Annotated in this window: 18 protein-coding genes and 1 tRNA gene; 13 read left to right on the top strand and 6 right to left on the bottom strand. The window is 70.1% G+C overall.

What is annotated here, in order from left to right:
- The first annotated feature begins 68 nt into the window (after positions 1-68).
- The 5 genes from ACMXN5_RS25640 to ACMXN5_RS25660 are packed head-to-tail and all read left to right on the top strand — an operon-like array spanning position 69 to position 7,120.
- Positions 69-1,010 (top strand): AAA family ATPase, encoded by a 942-nt coding sequence (locus tag ACMXN5_RS25640; RefSeq protein WP_439677175.1) that lies wholly within the window; start codon positions 69-71, stop codon positions 1,008-1,010.
- A complete protein-coding gene (locus ACMXN5_RS25645) occupies positions 1,007-2,008 on the top strand; it encodes a hypothetical protein (protein ID WP_439677176.1) in 1,002 nt (333 codons plus the stop codon). The genes ACMXN5_RS25640 and ACMXN5_RS25645 overlap by 4 nt, the downstream gene beginning before the upstream one ends.
- Complete coding sequence (locus ACMXN5_RS25650; RefSeq protein WP_439677177.1) at positions 2,005-4,890, top strand: hypothetical protein; 2,886 nt, start codon at positions 2,005-2,007, stop codon at positions 4,888-4,890. Before ACMXN5_RS25645 ends, ACMXN5_RS25650 begins: the two co-directional genes overlap by 4 nt.
- Entirely contained in the window at positions 4,887-6,221 is a 1,335-nt protein-coding gene (locus tag ACMXN5_RS25655) for a TIR domain-containing protein (protein WP_439677178.1), read from the top strand. The genes ACMXN5_RS25650 and ACMXN5_RS25655 overlap by 4 nt, the downstream gene beginning before the upstream one ends.
- A complete protein-coding gene (locus ACMXN5_RS25660; RefSeq protein WP_439677179.1) occupies positions 6,218-7,120 on the top strand; it encodes a DUF4231 domain-containing protein in 903 nt (300 codons plus the stop codon). Before ACMXN5_RS25655 ends, ACMXN5_RS25660 begins: the two co-directional genes overlap by 4 nt.
- Before the next feature lie 54 nt (positions 7,121-7,174).
- Here the strand turns inward: ACMXN5_RS25660 and ACMXN5_RS25665 are convergent, their stop codons facing one another.
- From ACMXN5_RS25665 to ACMXN5_RS25685, 5 genes are all read right to left on the bottom strand, one after another.
- Complete coding sequence (locus ACMXN5_RS25665; RefSeq protein ID WP_439677180.1) at positions 7,175-8,290, bottom strand: terpene synthase family protein; 1,116 nt, start codon at positions 8,288-8,290, stop codon at positions 7,175-7,177.
- Between the two features lie 168 nt (positions 8,291-8,458).
- Complete coding sequence (locus ACMXN5_RS25670) at positions 8,459-9,574, bottom strand: FAD-dependent oxidoreductase (protein WP_439678077.1); 1,116 nt, start codon at positions 9,572-9,574, stop codon at positions 8,459-8,461.
- A 128-nt stretch (positions 9,575-9,702) separates the two neighbouring features.
- Positions 9,703-10,053, bottom strand: a complete 351-nt coding sequence (locus ACMXN5_RS25675; protein WP_439677181.1) for a hypothetical protein — start codon at positions 10,051-10,053, stop codon at positions 9,703-9,705.
- On the bottom strand, positions 10,050-10,712 hold the full coding sequence (locus ACMXN5_RS25680) for a hypothetical protein (protein WP_439677182.1): 663 nt from the start codon (positions 10,710-10,712) through the stop codon (positions 10,050-10,052). Before ACMXN5_RS25680 ends, ACMXN5_RS25675 begins: the two co-directional genes overlap by 4 nt.
- The gene (locus ACMXN5_RS25685) at positions 10,709-10,876 is read right to left on the bottom strand and encodes a hypothetical protein (RefSeq protein ID WP_439677183.1); all 168 of its coding nucleotides are present in this window, start codon (positions 10,874-10,876) and stop codon (positions 10,709-10,711) included. The genes ACMXN5_RS25680 and ACMXN5_RS25685 overlap by 4 nt, the downstream gene beginning before the upstream one ends.
- 244 nt (positions 10,877-11,120) lie before the next feature.
- Here ACMXN5_RS25685 and ACMXN5_RS25690 point away from each other — a divergent pair.
- Positions 11,121-11,204, top strand: a tRNA-Leu gene (locus ACMXN5_RS25690).
- Between the two features lie 167 nt (positions 11,205-11,371).
- On the opposite strand, the gene ACMXN5_RS25695 is transcribed toward ACMXN5_RS25690, so the two are convergent.
- The gene (locus ACMXN5_RS25695) at positions 11,372-12,100 is read right to left on the bottom strand and encodes a TetR/AcrR family transcriptional regulator (RefSeq protein WP_439678079.1); all 729 of its coding nucleotides are present in this window, start codon (positions 12,098-12,100) and stop codon (positions 11,372-11,374) included.
- 433 nt (positions 12,101-12,533) lie between these two features.
- Between ACMXN5_RS25695 and ACMXN5_RS25700 the strand changes: the two genes are divergently transcribed.
- The 7 genes from ACMXN5_RS25700 (at position 12,534) to ACMXN5_RS25730 (ending at position 20,176) form a co-directional block, all read left to right on the top strand.
- Entirely contained in the window at positions 12,534-14,033 is a 1,500-nt protein-coding gene (locus tag ACMXN5_RS25700) for an MFS transporter (protein ID WP_439677184.1), read from the top strand.
- A 39-nt stretch (positions 14,034-14,072) separates the two neighbouring features.
- Positions 14,073-15,080, top strand: a complete 1,008-nt coding sequence (locus ACMXN5_RS25705; protein ID WP_379996736.1) for an isopenicillin N synthase family dioxygenase — start codon at positions 14,073-14,075, stop codon at positions 15,078-15,080.
- Positions 15,081-15,415: 335 nt separating this feature from the next.
- Positions 15,416-16,411, top strand: coding sequence for an isopenicillin N synthase family dioxygenase (locus ACMXN5_RS25710; RefSeq protein WP_379996738.1), 996 nt, complete (start codon positions 15,416-15,418; stop codon positions 16,409-16,411).
- Between the two features lie 91 nt (positions 16,412-16,502).
- Positions 16,503-17,267, top strand: a complete 765-nt coding sequence (locus tag ACMXN5_RS25715; RefSeq protein ID WP_161500628.1) for a class I SAM-dependent methyltransferase — start codon at positions 16,503-16,505, stop codon at positions 17,265-17,267.
- A 70-nt stretch (positions 17,268-17,337) separates the two neighbouring features.
- Positions 17,338-18,066: an NAD(P)-dependent oxidoreductase gene (locus ACMXN5_RS25720; protein WP_380030005.1), complete on the top strand. Its 729-nt coding sequence runs from the start codon at positions 17,338-17,340 to the stop codon at positions 18,064-18,066.
- 45 nt (positions 18,067-18,111) lie between these two features.
- Positions 18,112-18,981 carry a transposase gene (locus ACMXN5_RS25725; RefSeq protein ID WP_439678080.1) on the top strand — a complete coding sequence of 290 codons (870 nt, stop codon included), beginning with the start codon at positions 18,112-18,114 and terminating at the stop codon, positions 18,979-18,981.
- Between the two features lie 250 nt (positions 18,982-19,231).
- Entirely contained in the window at positions 19,232-20,176 is a 945-nt protein-coding gene (locus ACMXN5_RS25730; protein WP_439677185.1) for a hypothetical protein, read from the top strand.
- Positions 20,177-20,209: the final 33 nt, after the last annotated feature.

Here is a 20,209-nt window from a genome sequence, read left to right on the forward strand (position 1 = left end):
GGGCCCGGACGGGCCCGCTTGTACCGGAATCCCCACCCGGGCGCGGGGCCGGACGGCACACTGGACAGGTGCCCACAGCCATGGCGTTCGACCCCTCCCGCGAGCTTCCTCCCGCGCCCGGCTCGGAGTTCGCCGGCGCCGGCGCCGTCCCGGACGACGGGGTATACGTGTTCGACGACGAGCGGATCGTGCTCGCCGTGAATGTCGCGCTCGCGACCCGGCGACCGCTCCTGGTGTTCGGGCCGCCCGGGTCCGGAAAGTCCACGCTGGCGCCGATCGTCGCCCGGCACCTCGGCCGGTTGTGCCACACCGAGGTGATCACCGCGCGGACCGAACCCGAGGACCTGCTCTGGCGCTTCGACGCGCTGCGCCGGCTCAACGACGCCCAGACCCGCGAGGTCGCGCCCACGATCGGCGCCTACTGTGCGTCCGGGGTGTTGTGGAAGGCGTTCGATCCGTACCGGACCCCGCCGGCACGGGACGGGAAGCCGGCGGCGGTGCCCGGGGCCGGCCGGAAGACCGGGCCCGCGCCCGGGTCCGTGGTGCTGATCGACGAGATCGACAAGGCCGATCCCGACCTGCCGAACAGCCTGCTCGTACCGCTCGACACGCTGAGCTTCCCCGGACCGGACGGCGAGGAGGTGACCGCGCTTCCGGGTGTCGAGCCGCTGGTGGTGATCACCAGCAACAACGAACGGGAGTTGCCCGCGCCGTTCGTCCGCCGCTGCATCGTGCTGTCGCTGGAAGCCCCGGACAAGGAGCACCTGCTGAAGGTGGCCCGCGGCCATCTCGGCGCCGGCTACGACGAGTCGACGGCGGATCGGGTGGCGGAGCACCTGCTGAAGGTCGCCGCCGAGTCCGAGTGGGCCGCCGGGCCCAGCACGGCCGAGTTCCTGGACACCCTCCGCGCCTGCCACGAACTCGGCGTCGAGCCCGGGAGCCGCACCTGGGACCTGGTCCTGGAGGTCGCCCTGGACAAGGGCCGAGGGAGTGCGAGGCTGCGCGGGTGAGCACCGCACGGGGGCGGATCCATCTGGGCGACCTGGTTCGGGCGATCGTCGCGCTCGACGTGACCGACGCGGACACGGCGGCCGAGATCGCCCGCATGGTCGGCATCGCCGGGGACGTGGACATGTTGGAGTCGGTCGACGGCCTCGACGAGACGCCGCCGACCGACGAACCGGCCGGGCCGCCGGCTCCGGGAGAGGTCGTCCCGATGCCGGTGTTGCCCGACGCCGGTTGCTCGCTGTTGGTGTTGCGCGGCCCCCACGTGTCGAGCGAGGCGACCGAAGAGCCGGCCGAGTCGCCGGAAGCGCCGGCGGCGGAGCTGCCCGGCGAGGTGGATCGCCTGCTGGAGGCGGGCACGGACGATCGCGCCGGCCCTCCGGAGCCGCCGTGGGTGGGCCGTTGGGCGCCGGGTGTGATGTTCGCGGTCGGCTCGACGGATGTGGTCGGTCGTTCCGTGGACGAGCGGGCCCTCGTGCGGCGTGTGGCGGCTCGATCCTTCCTGCGCGAACTTCCCCGGCGGGCCCGGCCGACCACCCGCCTGGGTGTGCAACTACTGCTGGACGCAGGCGAGTCCATGTCGCCGTTTCGGGGCGATCAGCGCTGGTTGCGTGAGTTGGCCGGCGGTGTGGTCGGCCGGGACCGGGTTGAGGTGCTGCGGTTTTGGGGCACACCCGCGCGGGGTGTGCGGTGGGTCGGGCGGCGCGAACGTGCGGCCTACCGGCCGCCGGCGGCGGGTACGCCCGTGGTGCTGATCTCGGACCTGGGGTTGCGCCGGTTGCCCTTCAGCGGGGACGCGGCGGCGGGCCCCGGCGAGTGGGGGGACTGGATCGACGCGGTGCGCCGGGCCGGTTGCCCGGTGGTCTGTGTGACGCCGTACCCGGCGCGGGCACATCCGTGGTCGTTGCGGCAGCGGGTGTCGCTGGTGCCGCTGGACCGTCGAACCTCGATCCGCTCGGCCCGACGTGAGACCCGGCGGGTGCGGGGGGAGGTGCGGCGGTGACGGCGGGGTGGGACCGGCCCGGTCCGGCGCGGGACGGGTGGGCGGACGCCGCCGACGAGCCCTTGGGCGTCGAGGAGTTGCTGCGCGCCGTGGCCGAGCGCCAACCGGCGTTGCCGCTGCTGGCCGAGGTGTTGTGTCTGGCGCCCCATGCCGCACCGGCGTTCGTACGACGTGCCCGGATCGAGTTCGTCCCGAACAGCACGGCGAGCCTGGAGGCGGACCTGTGGTTCTCCCTGCTCGTCGAGTCGGCCGACGCGAACGCGCTGGTCCTGGCACCGGACGTCGCGGCCGTGTTGCGGACCCGGCTGGCGCGTGACCCGCAGCGATGGGCGCGCGTGCTTCGGCTCACGGAGCACATGCAGGAGCAGGCCCCCGAACTGGTACGGCGGTACACCAGGTTGGCGGTGGCGGAGACGATGGGCGCCGAAGCCCGGGACGTGGAACCAGACCTGACGGCTTTTCGGTTCGCGCTGATCCCGGACGGCACGACGGGCGACGATCTGGCCCGCTGGCTCGTGCACTTCCTGCCGAGGCTGCCGGGTGTCCTCGAAACCAGCGCACTCGCCCGGACGTTGGTCGACTCGGCGGCGGCCCGGTTGCATGTCGAGCCGCCGACGAGTGCGGGCACCCCGGCGGGTTTCGGTGCGGCGGTGCGCCGAGGGGTGCGGCTGGGGGTGCGGTTCGACGACGACGGGCTCACGCTGAGTCGACCGCCGGAGCCCGGTGATCGGGTGCTCGAAGTACCCGGTGGGCAAAGGGTGCGGGTGGAACTGGCCCCGCCCGGGGATCGGGATTCCGGTGGATACCCGGTGGAGTTGGCGGCGGGTGAGTCGAAGCACGTGCCGATCGTGGTGTTCGCGGACCTGGCCGCGAGTCGGGTCGGGCCGAAGCCCCCGAACGAGCGGAGGCGGCTACTGCGTACCCAGACGGTGTTCGGGGCCACGGCGGCGCTGGCGGACGGCAACCGCCGGGCGGCGGTGCGGCCGACGGAGGGCGGGACGGAACTGCTGCGGTCCTTCCGCGGCGAGGTGTGGTCGACCGAGCGGCTGGAGGAGACCGCCGAATTGTCGGGCCTGGACGGTACGTCGGGAATCGTGCTGCTCAGGGTGGGCGACGAGGTGATCATGGTGGAACAGACTTCGCTCGCCGGGGCCCGTCGACTGCGTCCGGGCGAGATCCGGGAGGTGGCGATCGTGGGCTTTCGCGTGATCGTCGTGAGTGAACGCGGGGTCTGGGCAACCCCGGTGGGCGCACGCTCCGACCGGGTGATGCAACTGTCCCGGACCGCCGAGCCCGGCACCCGGATCCAGGCCGCGTACGGGCACGAGGATGTCCTGATCGCATCCGCCGGCGGCGAGGTGGAGATCGTTCACCTCTCCACGGGCGCGCGCACCCGGCTCGACTCGCGCTTCGAGCCACGACCCATCACGGCGATCGCCGGCGGCGCGCCGGGCCGTGCGTTGGTCCTGGCCCAGACCGGCCCACGGCTCGTGCGCGTGCCGAGTTCCGGGCCTGCCCAGACCGTCGAGGGGGAAGCCCTTCGGGCCGACCTCACCTCGCTCGCGATCGTCGGCGACACGTCGCTGGCGGTGGACGCCGACGGACGATTGTTGCGGTGGGACGGGGACCTGCCGATCGACCCACCCGACGAAGTGCCGCTGCCGTTTCGACCGATGAGCGTATCGCCGGGGGATCACTCGACGTTCACCGTCGTCGGCCGGGGCGGTCCGGTCGAACTGCGCACCGGGGACGGCCGATCCGTCTTGGTCACCCCACGGCACAGGGACGAGCCGGCGACCGATCCGGCGGCGGACACCCTCATCGCGACGATGCCCCTCGGCCCGGGAGGCGCCGACTTCGCCCGAATCCGTGGCTACGGGATCGGCTGTGTGTGTCTGCCGTTCCGGGCCGAGTCGATCGCCGCGGGAGACGGCGTGCCCGACGCCGAGGCGTGGGCGTGGATGCGCGCGGCCGGCGCGGCGGGGCTGCGGGCGCTGGTGGACGTGCCCACCGAGCATGTGGCCCGCGTCAGGGGGAAGATCGAAGCGGCGAATGTGCTGCGGTATTGCCGCGCGTTGCTGGCCGCGGGGGCCGTCGGTATCCGAATCGTGCAGTCGCGGTACTGGTGGAGTCTGGTGGAGCGGGGTGATCCGCCGACGGCGAGAGCGAGCGAACTGCTGGGCATCTTCCGCGCACCGGTGGACGAGTACCCGGGACGGATCCTCGTGCTCGACCACGACCTGCCGCACGATCCCACCGGGTGGAACGAGAACGACGGATACCCGCCTGCGATGACCAGGAGCCCACCTCCGCAGGGCGGTCGGGCGCTACGGGTCGCTCAGGCGTCGTTGGTCCTGGACCCCTCGGAGGAGGATGTCCGCATGCGCTCCATCGCGCCCTACGAAGGCCCGTTGGGCCGGAGCGTGTCCCTGTCCGACCTGACGGAGGACGCCGCGCCGCTCACCTGGGCGTGCGCGTCGATCCTGCTCGCCCGGCCCGGACTTCGCGCTGTCGCCACGCTGCCGCCCGGCCCGACGAATGCCCGGTTGGCCGCGATGTTGCGCGCGCATCGCGACGAGCCGGCGCTCGTCCGGGGCACGGCCACCCGATTGCCCTCGCTGCACGAGGACGTCGTCGTGCTTCAGCGCCGCCACGAGGACGAGTTCGTGCTCTGCGCGGCCAATCTCGGCGACACGCGCCGCGCCGTCGCGCTGACCACGCCCGGCACGCCGCAGGGCACCCTGGTGGACCTCCTGGACGCGGAGACGCCGCGAACTCTGGGCATCCGTACCGGATCACCCACGATGCTGGCCTTGGATCCGTACGAATACCGCTGGTTCCGCCTGCTCGACCCCGACGAGCTGTATGCGAGCGGCCCGTGACCATCCGGCACTTTCCCGATCCGTACGGCGCGTCGCCGCCGCGACCCCGGATCTTCGTCAGCCACAGCACCCGCGCCAAGCCCGATGCGGTCTGCTGCCGCTGCCTGGACGCGCGCGAGGCGCTGGTCGCGCAGCTGGCGGCCGAGGGCTTCGAGGCCGTGTACGACAAGGACTTCCTGCGCAGCGGCGACGCCTGGCAGCAGGAGATCGCCCTGGAGTTGCACCGCAGTCAGGCCACCGTGCTGCTGCTGTCGCGACACGCGATGGAGTCGGCCAACGTCGGCTACGAGGCGGGCATCGCGGACGGCCGGCGGCGGGTCGACGCCCGATACCGGTTCATCGCATTGAAGTTGCCGGACGTACGGCGCGCGGACCTGCCCACGAGTGCGCTCAAGGCGATCCACCTCGGCGAGGTGGACATGTGCGACTGGGCCGACGACGAGATCACCGGAGGCCACCTGCCCGCCAAGTTGCGCGCCGACCTCGACCAGATCCGGCTGTGGCACCTCGACCGTTCCTCGCCCACGCGATACGCGGTCACCGCCGCCCTGGACGGGGCCTACGAGGACCGACTGCGGGCCGCGGCGGACGTGTTGGAGGTGTGCGGCCCGCTGGACCGCGAGGTGCTGCGCGAGCGGCTGAGCGAGGCGCTGCTGACCGAGCGTGTCCCGGTGCCGCCACCGCGACCGGACCCGCTGGTCCGGGCATTGGGCGAGGTGCTGCCGGTGCTGCGGCCGGATCCCGCGTACACGGTGGCCGAGTTGAGTGTGGTGTACGCCCGGGTTCCGGCGCTCGCCGCCGCGCAGTTGGGCGAGTTGGGGGCCTGCGCCGACGGGCGGGTCGCGGTGCTGGCGGCGACCCGGGACGGTACCTTGCGGGCCTACCTGCTGCGCGCCAGCGGTCGCCCGCGTCCGTGGCCGCACCTGGAGGTCACGGTGCCCGCCGGGGCGCGGATGGCGGCGGACCTGGTCGCCGCCATCCGGGACGTGGTGGCGGGGTATCTCGGCTACGACGGTTACGACGACCCCGAGTTGGCCGGCGAGGCCGGGTTCCGCGACGTGCTCGACGCGCACGCCTTGGAGACCGGGCCGATCGTGGTGGTCATCCGGCACCTGCCGGACGTGGCGCTGGTACGGGAGTTGCGGGCGTGCTTCCCTCGCCTGCTGCTGCTGTTCGTCACCGCCCGGGCCGGCACCGGTGTGGCGGTCGAGGCGATCGAGCTGGCACCGCTGTCCCGGTCCGGCGAAGGGGAGTTGAAGCGTACGCACGGCCGCGCGATGCAGCTGGCCGGGCGTGCGGAGGCACCGAACCCGCCCTGGAGGCCCGCGTGACCGGTGGTACGGATCCGGTGCTCGAACAGACCTGGCGCGCACAACGACGGTGGTCGCTCGCGGCCTCGGCGGCCAAGGACTCGGTGCGGCGCTGGCGCCTGGTCCGGTTGATCCTGGGCGTGGCGGGCGCGGTCCTGGTGACGGCCGGTACCCAGGCGTCGGGTGACCTCGGCACGGTGTTGTCGCTGGTCGGCGCGCTGTGTGTGGGGCTGGTGCCGCTGGTGACGTCGCTGCGCCTGCAACCGGAGCGGATCGAGGCGTGGACCCGGACGAGGTCGGTCAGCGAGGCGCTCAAAAGCGAGGTCTACCTGTATCTGACGGCGAGTCGGCCCTATGCGGGCACCGAGGCCGAGCGCCGGACGACGCTGACCGCGCGGCGCGCCGCCCTCGAGGACGCGACCGCCGAACTGCTCGCGCTGCTCCCGCAGTCGGTGCCGGGGGCGCACCCGCCGCCGCCCGTGCACGACGTGGACGGCTATGTGCGGGAGCGGATCGACGACCAGGCGGACGGCTACTACGGCACGCAGGTGATCCGCATGCGGCGCGGGCTGGTCCGGATCCAGTTCGCCGAGTTCGTGTTGGCGATCTCCGGCATGGCCCTCGCGGTGGTGGCGGGTACGAGCGGCGGCGCCGGGGCGGGGGCGTGGGTGCCCGTGGTGACCACCGTGTCGGCCTCGGTGATGTTGTACGGGTACGGCATGCGCTATCAGGAGAACCTGATCTCGTTCGCCCGCACGGCCGAGCAGTTGCGGCGGTTGCGTGACGATCGTGTCGCCCGGATGCCGCTGGATCCGGTCGAGGAGTCTCGGTTCGTGGAGCGGTGCGAGAACGTCTTCTCGATCGAGACGCAGGGGTGGATGGCCCGGGCGGCGAGCGCGGATCCGGGTCCGGCGCAGTGACCCGGGCGGGCGGTGCGGGCAACCGGCCCGGCGCTGACGGTTGGTGACGGAGCGTCAGGCCGTTCGACTACGGAGCGGAGCGATCGTCGGGTCGGCCGACTCCTCGGCACGGCCGTGCATCGGCTCGTCCGGGACGACGTCCGGCACGGTGTACGGGCCCGAGTGCAGGCCCCAGTCGTAGTAGCCGCGGATCCAGTTGCGCATGCCCTCGACGCTCATCTCCACCGCGATGCGATCGGCGGTGCCCAGGCCGAGTTCGCCGCAGATCTGCGGCATGTACGCCTGGAGCGTCATGAACGTGTCGAGTTGTTCGTAGGTCATCCGGGTCGCCTCGCGTAGCGCGACGTCGTACGAGCAGTCGAGCCGATCGCGCAGCACCGCGACCAGGTTGTGCGAGGCGACCCGACGGCCCCGACGGCCCGGCGACTGGATGTCGTTGATGTACGCGATGGTGTCGGTCGCCGCCTCGCGCAGCCGGCGCATCAGCGGATGCGCCTGGATCTGCGGGGGCACCTCGAAGCGGCGGCTGCGCTCGATCGCGTCGAGCGAGTGCGGGATCCCGGCGGTGTTGCGGCGCATCACCCGGTAGGAGTCGAGGTCGGGCACCGCGCGGGACTCGCTCATCCGCATCTCGGACGCGTGCGCGGCCAGGAATCTTGCCCAATTCGCCGCGAATCGGTTCTGCCAGGTCACCGAGGTGCCCTCGGACATCGACGCCCACACCTCGGACCAGGCCAGCGTGATCGGGGAGACCAGGTCGGGCGGGGTGCCGGGTTCGCGGAACGGGATGGTGATCAACTCGCGGGCGATCTCCGCGACGCGGTCCGGGCGTTCGGGGGAGCGGGCGCGCAGGGCGGCGGCGCCGGCCGGGCTCGGCTTGGCGTCGGTGCGCGAATATGCCTCGGTGCCCGGGCCGGTGTCGCAGTCGTCGTCGAACAGGAAGGCCAGCGCGAACCAGTTCATCAACAGGAACTGGTCGTCGGCGGACGCGTGCGGGTAGGTGCGGCCGACCGCTTCCGGCAGGTCCCACGCGATGTATTCGCGCATGCCGTCCTCGGTGCGGATCAGCCCGCGTTCGCGGACCCAGTCGAGGTGGCGGCTTCGGGCGTGGTCCAGGTACGGACTGATCGGGGCCTCGAACGGTATCGAGAACAGCACATCCTGCGGCACCTGGTCTCCCACCGGTTGCGTGATCATTGTTATGCCGCATCGGCGTCGCCGGCGCAAGATCCTTTGTGTGTGCGGAGGGTGACGTCGACGGGAGCTTCGACACGTACGGTGATACGTGTACGAGCACCTGTGCCGGCACGTGCCCCGGGCTCGCGGACCGGCTCCGGGTCAGGCCGCGATGTGAGCGTTGCTCTCGGTGGAGAGCAGTGCCTTCAGGTCGTGTACGGCGGCCCGGCCGGCCCGGTTGGCGCCGATCGTGCTCGCCGAAGGACCGTACCCCACAAGGTGGATGCGCGGGTCGCGCGCGGTGTGGGTGCCCTCCATCCGGATGCCGCCGCCCGGCTCGCGCAGGTCCAGCGGCGCCAAGTGCCGCAGTACCGCCCGGAATCCGGTCGCCCACACGATCGCGTCGGCACGGATCTCGGTGCCGTCGGCCCAGGCCACGCCGAGCGGGGTGACGCGGTCGAAGATCGGCATTCGGGTCAGCACTCCGTGCTCGCGCGCGGCCCGCACGGCGGCGGTCGGCGGCAGCCCGGTGACGCTCACCACGCTCTCCGGCGGCAGCCCCGCCCGGACCCGCTCCTCCACCCGGGCCACCACGGCCCGGCCGACCTCGGCGTCGAAGTCGCCCTCGCGGAACACCGGTGGCCGTCGGGTCACCCACGTGGTGGTGCCGACCTCGGCGATCTCGGCGAGCGCGTGGATCGCCGACGTGCCGCCGCCGACCACGACCACGTGCTGCCCGGCGAACTCGGCCGGGCCGCGATAGTCGGCCATGTGCAGTTGCCGGCCCCGGAACTCGCCGGCTCCCGGGTAGTAGGGGATGAACGGATGCCGCCAGGTCCCGGTGGCGTTGATCAGGGCCCGCGCCGTCCAGACGCCGCGATCGGTCTCGACCGTCAGTGACTCGGCGGGGGAGCGGGGCTCGGAGGCGGCGGTTTCGCGGGCCTTGCCCCCGGACGCCCCCTCGCCGCCCACTCCCGACCGCACCGCGCGCACCACCACCGGCCGGACGACCGCGAGCTCGAAAGCCGCCTCGTACGCCGCGAAATACTCCGGCAGCGCCTCGAACGCGGGCCGGGTCGGGTCGATGTCCGGCACCGCCATCCCCGGCAGCTCGTGGATGCCGTGTACGGCCTCCATCCGCAGGGTCGGCCAGCGGTGCCGCCACGCCCCGCCCGGCCCCTCGTCGGCGTCGAGCACCACGAACGACAGCCCCGACCGACGCAGATGGTAGGCCGCGGCGAGACCGGCCTGTCCGGCGCCGATCACCACGACGTCCACCGCCGCGCGTGCCGTCCCGGCCGAAGCCCCGCCCCCGGGCCGGGCAGCCGCCTCGGCCGATGTCCTCGTCGCGTTCACCGTCTCGGTCACACGAGCGAGAACAGACGGGCCGGGTGGTTGCTTCCCGATCAGCCCGTGGCGTCGACCACCACCACGATCCCGATCACCTGGCCGGCCACGGTCACCAGGCCCAGCCACCGCCGTACCGCGCTCGGCGTCCATCCCGGCAGCGCCATCGACAGGGTGGCCAGAAGCAGTGCGAGCAGACTCGTGCCGAACGCCACCAGCGAGCCGTCGGCCGGACCGACGGTCGGCTCCCGGCAGCCCCAACGCTCCATGCAGTCGTTCGTGGCGTTCCAGTAGCCGGCGAGCACGACGGTGCAGTCGACCACGACCAGGACCACCGTGCCGAGGAACAGCGCCCAGCCCACGAGCAGCGCGCGCAGGCCGGGGCCGGGCGCCTCCTCGGGCCCGATCACTCGGGATCCGCCCCGAGCAGCCGGCCGAGTTGTTCCTGGCAGCGGTCGAGTCGGGCCTGGAGCAGGGTGACCTCGGCGACCAGCTGCGGGACGAGGTCGTCCTCGCCGCGCGGCACGTACGGGCTCGCGTCGGCGGCCACCGGCACGCCGGCCAGGCGCGCGTACGAGCCGAACGACAGGCCGACCCGCCCGACCGCGCACCCGGTACAGCTGCCGACCAGGCCGCGCCGACCCACCACGCCGGTGCCGGCGTCGACGAGGAGTTCGGCCGGATTGCCACACCGGCACGCGCCCACCCACACCGAGGTGACCCGCTGCCGGCCGGACCGGAAGCCGCGCTCGTACCGGATGTAGCGGCCGAGCACGTCCACCCGCAGCAGCGCCGCGTGCCGATACTCGGTGACGCACATCAGGGCGCGCGCCTCCGCCCGGTCCGCGAGGCTGTAGAACCCGCAGTCGCAGCGCGGCGCCGGCGGGGCGTGCCGCCGTCCGTACGCGCAGTGCGCCTCGGCGTCGACCTCGTACGCCCGGCTCCGCCCGATCGACACCCCGGCGAAGGCGGCCCGATCGCCGTCCACCGACAGCAGCAGCCCGGCGACCTTGTACCCCACGGGCGCGACGCCCGGCCGCTCCTCGGGCAGCCGCCGCCGGCCGATCATCGCCCGCCGGCCGCCGACGGCACCTCGGCCGGCGGCGCCGAGACGACGCGTTCGCCGCGCTCCCGCCCGTCCCCGGACCCGGTCGCCGCCGCGCCGACCACCCCCTCGTCCCGTCGTGTCCGCTCCACGACCTCACCCGTCGCCACCGGCCTGCCGAGCTGCATGGGGTTCCCCTCCCGGGATGGATACCGCCCATCGACACCGCCGGCGAGCCGCCCGGCGGCACCGCTGTGCACGCTTCCCAGGAATGTTCACCCGCCACGCCCACACCCACACCCCACGACCCGATCGGCACAAACCACCCATCGAATCCGGCCAAACCAACCAACAGGTAACCGTGTCGCAAAGCTCTCCCGAACCTTGCTATCCTTTGCCATGCACGCGGGGCGCAACCCCCGCACTCCACTCGTCCGGGTGGCGGAATTGGCAGACGCGCTAGCTTGAGGTGCTAGTGCCCGAAAGGGCTTGGGGGTTCAAGTCCCCCCTCGGACACCGAGGAACATGGCGAACTTCATCGCCCACAGGTTGTATACGACGTGCGGATCGAGACTTGTCTCGGTCCGCACCTGTCGTATGTCCGGGGGCGTGGCGAGGGTGCCCTTTGGGTGGGGGCACTGGGTGGGGCGCGGGCGGCCGAGGGACGGGCCGGCCGGTTGCGGTCAGGGGTTGACGTGGGTTGCCATTCCGTCGAGTAGGAATTCGAGGCCGACGGCGAAACTGTGGTCCCAGTCGGTGTCGGCGATGTAGTTGTGGGCGGCGACGGTCGGATAGCAGTCGCGTTGGCTTTCCAGGTATTCCTGGCCGATCCGGGTCTCCTCCGGTGAAAGCTGGAGGCTGGATTGGGTGGCGGTCGCGCCCATCACATGGTTATAGAGTGCCCAGGTCGCCGGGTTCAGTCGGTTCTCGGCCAGCCCGGCACGGAGCAGTGCCGATTGCAGGAATTCCATCCAGGTCAGGAAATTCGGGCCTATCAGCGGGCGCTGTCGCGAGGGCACCGTGGCCGCCCACGGGTGGCGCAACATGGCCTGGCGCCAATCGTTGATCAGTGCCGCGATATCGTCCCGAGGGCTTGCGGTGTGGCCGGTCGGGACCGGTGCCTCGCCGAAAATCGCGTCCACGGCCAGGTCGATGACGTCGTCCTTCGTCGCCACGTGCCAGTAGAGCGTGGTCGCGCCCACCTGAAGCTTTTCGGCCAGCCGACGCATCGTCAGCCGTTCCATTCCCTCTTCGTCCAACAGGGCGACGGCCGCCTGAATGATGCGGGCCCGGGTGAGTGGTGGCTCGCCGCTTTTGTTTCCGCGCGAGGGGCGCAGCCAGACATTGCCTACGCTCCGGCCGGCGTGGCTACCCGAATTCTGCTCTTTATCTACGATGACCTTCACCTCCATATTCACGTGGCCGCCTCGATAAAGGTGCGCACAACGTATCACTGCGGGTCGTGCCCGCTTCCGCTCCGCTGTCGTGCATTCCGGAGTCGACGCCCCGGGAAACGGAAGCCGAAGCCCCGATTCGCGCGGGTGCGGGCCCGGGTGTGGTGGCGGTCGGGTCCGACCGCGCACCGCCTCTCCATGGTGACGGCCCGCCACCGACGAGGACGAACCGGCTCCCCCGCGAAGGGGTGACCCGCGCTGCCGTCGGGTCGATTCGAAAATTGGTGTCGATCGCGAACCCTCTTGATTTCAGGGGCAGTTGGGGCTTCCGGACGGCGCCGCGCGGGCCGTCGGGCGCGCGGATTCGGAGCGTTACCGCGCGTCGGGCTGTAGTACGCTCGTCGACTACTAGACCAATGTTCGAGTACCTAGACCGAAGTGCGAGTTGGTTGTGACGGACATTCAGCAGGAAGCCTTCGAGTCCCCAGCGCAGTCGAACAAGCGATGGTGGACCCTCCCGGTAATCAGCCTGGCCACGCTGATGATCGTTTTGGACGCGACGATCGTGAACATCGCGCTTCCTTCGGCACAGCAGGACCTGGGCATGTCGGACGCCAACCGACACTGGGTGATCACCGCGTACGCGCTGGCCTTCGGCGGCTTACTGCTCGTGGGCGGACGCGTGTGCGGCGTGCTCGGCCACCGCAGGTCGTTCGCGATCGGCCTGCTCGGCTTCGCGATCGCCTCCACCGTCGGCGGCCTCGCCGAGAACGTGGGCACCCTGGTCGGGGCACGCGCCGCCCAGGGGCTGTTCGCCGCACTGCTCGCCCCGGCGGCGCTCTCGCTGTTGACCCTGACGTTCACCGACGCGGTCGAACGCGGCAAGGCCTTCGGCGTGTTCGCCGCGGTCGGCGCGGGCGGCGCGGCCCTCGGCGTGGTGGCCGGCGGTCTGCTCACCGAATACGCCGACTGGCGCTGGTGCCTCTACATCAACATCCCGATGTGCCTGATCGCGCTGGCCGGCGTCCCGCTGATCCTGCGCGACGAACCCAGCGGCAGCCTGCGCACCATCGATGTGCCCGGCGTACTGCTGAGCACCACCGGTCTGGTCGCGATGGTCTACGCGTTCACCCAGGCCGAGCCGCGCGGCTGGGACGACCCGCTGGTCCTGCTCCTGCTGTTCGGCGGCATCGTGCTGTTGGCCCTGTTCGTGGGCGTGCAGACGAAGTCGAAGAACCCGCTGATGCCCCTGCACATCGTCCTGCACAAGGTGCGCGGCGCGGCCTTCGTGTCGGTGTGGGTGATGTTCATTTCGATCTACGGCTTCTACCTGTTCATGAGCTACTACTCGCAGACGATTCTCGGGTATTCGCCGGTGAAGACCGGCATGTCGCTGCTCGTGAACGCGGTCAGCACGATCATCGGCTCCATGCTGATCGCCGCGAAGCTGCACAATCGGGTCGCCCCGCGATTCCTGATCGTCTTCAGCCTGCTCTCCGCCGCGGCCGGGTTGTTGATCCTCACCCAGCTCGAAGCGGACAGTTCGCACGTGTTCATGGCGTACCTGGTTCCCGCGCAGATCCTCACCGGGATCGGCCTCGGCTGCCTGCTCGCGGTGGCCACGAACCTGGCCATGGTCGACGTCGGTTGGCACGAGGCGGGAATCGCGTCCGCGGCGTACAACGCGGTCCAGCAGGTGGGCGCCGCGCTCGGTACGGCGCTGTTCAACTCGATTCAGACCAGTGTCACCTCGTCCTACCTGGACGACCACGGAAACGGTAAGGCCGCGGTGAAGTCCGGGATCGTGCACGGATATTCGGTGGCGCTCTGGGTGGCCTTCGGTGTGCTCGCCGTCGGTGCGCTCGCCGTGGGGTTGATCTCCCGCGGCAGGCGGACGGCGCCGAGCCCCCAGCCGGAGACGGCGGTCCCGAGCGTCGAAGTGGGTTCCTGAGGAATACCGAGAGAGCAGCGGCTGGGAAGGAGATTGGTCATGGACTGTGATCGGTCACCGGTCACCGTGGTGGACGGCTACGTGCCGCTCATCGACTTGTCTTCGAGGGACAGCGCCCGGGGGCGCGCCGCGATCGCCGACGCCATCGGCGGAGCGTGCGAGGATTCCGGGTTCTTCATAATCGTCAACCACCGTGTCCCGGCGAATCTCGTCGATCGCATGTACACGGCGACCAACGGCTTCTTCACGTTGCCGGACGAGAAGAAGAACCTGGTGGCCAATCGCCCCGGCGTATCCGGCTTCCGCCGGATGGGCGGCACGACCGCGCGCAGCATCGGTCGAACGTCGCCTCCGGACCTGTGCGAAGCCTTCTCCGCGCACACCACGGGCGAGTTGGGCGACGAGGAGCGTCGTCGGCTCGGCGATCAGTGGGCGACCTGGACGCTGGCCAACATCTGGCCCGAGGAACCCGCCGACTTCAAGCCGGTCTGGCAGGAGTACATGGCGGTGATAGGGGAGCTGTCCGCGGACCTCATGCGGCTGTTCGCCCTGGCCCTCGGGTTGGCCGAGGACTTCTTCGAGGACAAGTTCGACCACCACGGCTCGTCGGTCACGGTCAACTACTACCCGCCGCAACTGGAACCGCCGTTGCCGGGTCAGCTGCGCCGGGGTCCGCACACGGACTTCGGCGGGCTGACCGTGCTCTACCAGGAGGACGAACGCGGCGGCCTCCAGGTGCTCCAGGGCGGGACGAGGTGGCGTGACGTCCCGGCGATCCCGGGCACGTTCGTCGTCAACATCGGCGACCTGATGGCCCTGTGGACCGGCGGGCGCTGGGTGTCGACGATGCACCGGGTGGTCAACCCGGCGCGCGGGGACACCTCGTCCCGACTGACCATCCCGTTCTTCTACATGCCCAACCACGACGCGCCGATCGAGCCGATGCGTCCCTTCCGGGAAACGCGCGCCATCGACCGATACGACACGGTGACGGCCGGGCAGTGGATGTCACGAAAAATACAGAAGTTGTTCGCCACCGACGCGTAGCGCATAGGAGGGGCCCATTCCTTCCAGCGGCCGATCCGCCGATGAACCGCTCCCTCGCGGGGGTTGTTCATCGCGCGGATCGGCCATCTGTCGTTGGCTTTTCGCGAAATCGAGCGCGAAATTCGGCCGCGTCCGGATGAGTTGACAGATTTTGCTGCCGGACATGGCCGGCACCGGCGACCCCGCCTAGTGTCAAAGCGTGGCGCCGATCGCGGCCGAGTGTTCGGGAAAGTCGGCGAAACATCATGGAAACGTCAAGGATTCGCCGCGTCGGAGTCATCGAAGCCAAAGACGCACAGAGGCGGAGAGTCACTGAGTCAGAGAGGAAGTATCCCGTGGGTAGTGACGAGTCGACCGTCACCGTGGCCGACGGTTTCGTGCCGGTCATCGACCTATCGTCCAGGGACACGGCTCGCGGGCGGGCAGCCATCGCCAAGGCGATCGGCAATGCGTGTTCGAGTTCCGGGTTCTTCATCATCGTGGGTCACGGGGTGCCCCGGGAACTCATCGACCGTATGTTCGACCGAACCAATTCCTTCTTCAAACTCCCGGAGGAGGAGAAGGACCTCATCGCGAATCGCCCCGGGGTCTCCGGATATCGCCGCGCCGGCGGCACCCTCGCCCGCAGTCTGGATCTGCAGACGCCGCCGGACCTGTGCGAGACCTTCGCCGCACATGTCACCGGCGAGTTGAGCGACCAGGAACGCGGGCAACTCGGCGACGAGTGGGCGAGTTGGACCCACAAGAACATCTGGCCGAAGAATCCGCCGGACTTCCGGTCCACCTGGCAGGAATACATGCGGGTGGTCGGGGATCTGTGCGCGGATCTCATGCGACTGATGGCCCTGGCCCTGGAATTGGACGAGGACTTCTTCGAGGACAAGCACGACCACCACGGTTCGTCGGTCGCGGTCAACTATTACCCGCCGCAAATCGAGCCGCCGTTGCCGGGACAGTTGCGCCGGGGCCCGCACACCGACTTCGGCAGCGTTACCGTCCTGCACATGGAGGACGACCGCAAGGGACTCCAGGTGCTCCAGGGCACCGAATGGCGCGACGTCTCCGCCATTCCGGGGAGTTTCGTGGTGAACCTCGGCGACCTGATGGCCCTGTGGACCGGTGGCCGCTGGGTGTCGACGATGCACCGGGTGGTCAATCCGGAGCCCGGGGACACCACTTCCCGGCTGACCATGCCGTATTTCTACCTGCCCAATTACGACGCCTCGATCGAGCCCATGCAGCCGTTCTCCGAATCGTCCGCGGTGGATCGTTTCGACACCGTGACGGTGAGCGAATGGGTGTCCCGGAAGGTCCAGAAGATCTTCTCCTGATCTCCTCCGCGCCATGGAGGTCGGGGGCCCGACTCCGGTCGGTTCACCGTGCTGTGCCCAAGAACCGTGCTGTTCCCAAGAAAGGTCAAGGATGATGCAGAAGACCGTCCACCTCGACAGGATCAGCGAGCAGTACCAGGCCTCGAGCACCCAGTACGACAGCGTGAAGAACCTTCCTTACGCCTTCGTCGAACGGGAGACACTGCTCGGGGGCCTTCCCGATCTGACCGGGAAGTCGGTGCTGGACGTCGCCTGCGGCACCGGCTACTACTCGCGCCTGTTCAAGCGTCTGGGCGCCGAGCACGTAGTCGGTGTGGACATCGAGAAGAGCATGATCGACTGTGCCCGGGAGGTCGAGGAGAAGGACCCGCTGGGCATCACGTTCGACGTCTGGGACGCCGCGCGGCTGCCCGTGCTCGGCGAGTTCGACGTCGTCGCGCCGATCTGGGCGTTCGTGCACGCCAAGGACGTCGAGGAGTACTACGAGATGGTTCTGCGCTGCACCCGGAACCTCAAGTCCGGCGGCACCATGGTGGCGCTGTGCTCCAACCCGGACATCGACATCGAGAAGATGTCCGTCTACCCGCGTTACGGCCTGTCCATCACCCCGAAGGAAAAGCACGGGGACCTCCAGGTCATCCACATCCAAATGGATGTCGAACCGCCGGTCGGCTTCGACGGATTCTTCTGGCCCGCGGGTATCACCGAGGAGGCCATGGCCCGAGCCGGTCTGGTCGACATCCGGCGCCGGCCGAACCTGGCCCCGGGACACGTCGCGGGCGTGTCGACGAAGGGCTACTGGGCGGACTTCGTGGCGAACCCGCCGTTCGGTCTGTTCACGGCCACCAAGCCGTAGTCCGCCGGCATCCGCCGGAAATCCACGAAAGTCGGAGCCGCGCCCACCCCGCCGAGATGGAGAAAAGCCTATGAAGATCGCTGTATTCGGAGCGAATAGTTCGACCGGACGACGCCTCTCCGAACTGGCGATCGCCGATGGTCACGAGCTGACCGCCGTCGTCCGCCGGCCCGACAGTTTTCCGCTGAGCGACCCGCTGTTGCGGACGGTCGGCGCGGACGTATTCGACAAGGACGCGGTCGAGCAGGCGGTGATCGGGCAGGACGCGATCATTTCCATCCTGGGAATACCCTATGGGCGAGAGCCCGTCACGGTGCTCTCCCGGGGGCTCACCAATATCACCGACGCGATGTCCGCGCACGGCGTCAAGCGGTTGGCCTGTGTGAGTTCTCGACTGCTTGCGGTCAGCTCTCCTCCCTCGGCCGGGGAAAAGCCGCTCCAGGAGTCCTTCCTCTATCGGCGGATGATCTATCCGACGCTGACCAGGATCGGCCGCACGCTCTACGCGGACATGCTTCGCATGGAGCAGATCGTGCGCGCGACCGATCTGGACTGGACGATCATCCGGCCGTCGGCGCTCTACAACACGGACACGCTCACCGATTACCACTTCGCCGCACCGGAGACGCCGGGGCTTTATACCTCGCGCATCGACCTGGCGCATTCCCTCCTGCGCGAGGTGACCGAGAACGAGCATGTCCGAACGGTCACCGCGGTGTTCACCACGAAGGGTGTTCCGACCTTTCGTGACGTGCTCGTGAAGGAAGTTATGCGGATCGGTTCCTGGGGCAGCAAGTAGCCACGGGAGCAGGCCCGTAGACGGGAGATGACGGCACCATCCGAAATGGATGGTGCCGTCATCTACCTATATGTGACATCGTCTCCGAAAATCACCCCCGGATCCCAAAGCACCTCCGAACGGGCCGAGTTGCGTCCGCGACGGCGGGCTTGTGTCTCATATGGGGTCACCTGTCCGGTGGTGCGCCCGCCCGTGGTGGTGGGTGATGCGCTGTCGGGGCGGTTGGTGCCGGATCGTCTGTGGGAGTTGGTGGTTCCGTTGTTGCCGGGGTTCGGGGTGCGGCGGCAGGGGGGTGGTCGGGCGCCGGTGGAGGAGCGTGCGGTGTTCACGGCGGTGGTGTTCGTGCTGACCAGTGGGTGTGCGTGGCGGCAGTTGCCGAGGTGTTTCGGGGTGGCGTCGCCGACGGCGCATCGTCGGTTCACGGTGTGGACGAACGCCGGGGTGTGGCCGCGGCTGCACCGGGCGGTACTCGACCACCCGCACTCGCGCGAGGCAATCGCGCGGTGCGAGGCGGTCCTTCCGGTCGCCGGCCGGACCGGGGCACCCGGATCCGGACCGGCGGGATCCGGCCGTTCGTCTCAGAGCGAGAATGAGCCGGCGACTCCCTCGACACCCCCGTGCCGGCCCCGCTGGGTGACGTTCGCGAACCGCGGCGTCGACCCCGGTCGAGCGCTCCGGCCCGCCGCGTACCGACTCCCGACGAGCCGATTCCCGTGCAGGTCAGGGGTATCGACGGAGCCCGAGCGAGTGGGCGGCGGCCCCACCCGGGCGGCCCGTCGCGGCGGGTCCGGGCACCTGCGGCGTCGGCCCGCCGACCCGCTCTTCGCGACTCTCCGCAGGGGGCGCGACCCCCCGTCGGCCGCCGGCCGGCCGGCCGAACCATATAAGACGCGGAAGCGCGCTGTGGCGTTTTGATGCCACAGGTGTGACAATCTTGATCCATATCATGGCGGCATCCGGCCGCACACTCAAAGGAGCGTTTCAAGGGGGAGATGCACCGATGGGGAAAGATTCTCGACTCGCAATATCTCTGGAAATCCTGCAGTGGACTCCGGAGCGTTTGGCCCGAGAAATCAATCGACGGTACGGGGATGGCACCGTCAGCCTCAAGGCGCCGTACGGTTGGATCAAGGGAGCATATCCGCGGGGGCGGGTACCCGGCTTCGTGGCAACCATTTTATCGGAGAGTCTCGGCCGAGTCGTCGAAATCCGCCATATCTGGCCGCAGCGTTTTCCCGAGGCGGAATCGACGGGAAACGACAGCGACCTCCGACTGAGCCCGCCGTGGTCCGAGGAGCACGTCGACCGCATCCTCCGCCCGCTCGTCGAGCAGGACGACGAGGAACAACTGCAGGCGCCCTTCCTGGTGCCCGGAGCGGGCCTGGTCCTGCTCGCCGTGGACTGGCTGACCGCCGAGAGCAGGCCGGCTTCCGCCCGGACGGAGGGCGCCGAGCTGGATCCCGAGATGATCGACATGCTCTTCGGCCGGATCGCCCGGCTGCGCCGCCTCGGCGACGCGCAGAACAGCGCCCTCGTGCTGAACTGGGTGGTGCACGAGCTGCGTTGGGCCCGACACCTGACCAGAAACGCGTCCTTCGACGCACCGACCGCCAGGCGGCTGTACGGGGCCATCGCCGAACTGGCCCAACTCGCGGGCTGGTTGGCCGCGGATCACGGCAAGCGGGCGCAGGGCCAGCAATACCTGCTCGCCGGCCTGCGTGCGGCCGGCCTCGCGGGCGACCCGAATCTGGGCGCGTACATCCTGTCCTGCCTGAGCTATCACCTCATGCGCGCCGGCAACGGCCTGGACGCGCTGCGCTTGATCCGGCTCGCCGACGCAGGGGCCAACGCCTCGGCGCCGACCGTGCTGCGCTCGTTGCTGGCCTCGCACGAGGCGCGCGCGCACGCCCAGTTGGGCGACGAGGCGGCCTGTAGACGGTTGTCCGCGAAGGCCGCCGCGCTGTTCGACGCGTCCGGGGCGGAAACGGATCCGCCGTGGGCCGTCGGACCCAAGCGACACCTGGCCGCCGGCGCGGGGCGCGCGCAGTTGGCCCAACGACGGAACAAGGCGCCCTACGTGTATCCCGCACAAAAGCGCGTCTCGGCCTGACCCGTGCGCTCGGCGGCTCCCCGGGCCCGCCGG

The sequence above is a fragment of the Embleya australiensis genome (genome assembly GCF_051903075.1).
Taxonomy (GTDB): Bacteria; Actinomycetota; Actinomycetes; order Streptomycetales; family Streptomycetaceae; genus Embleya.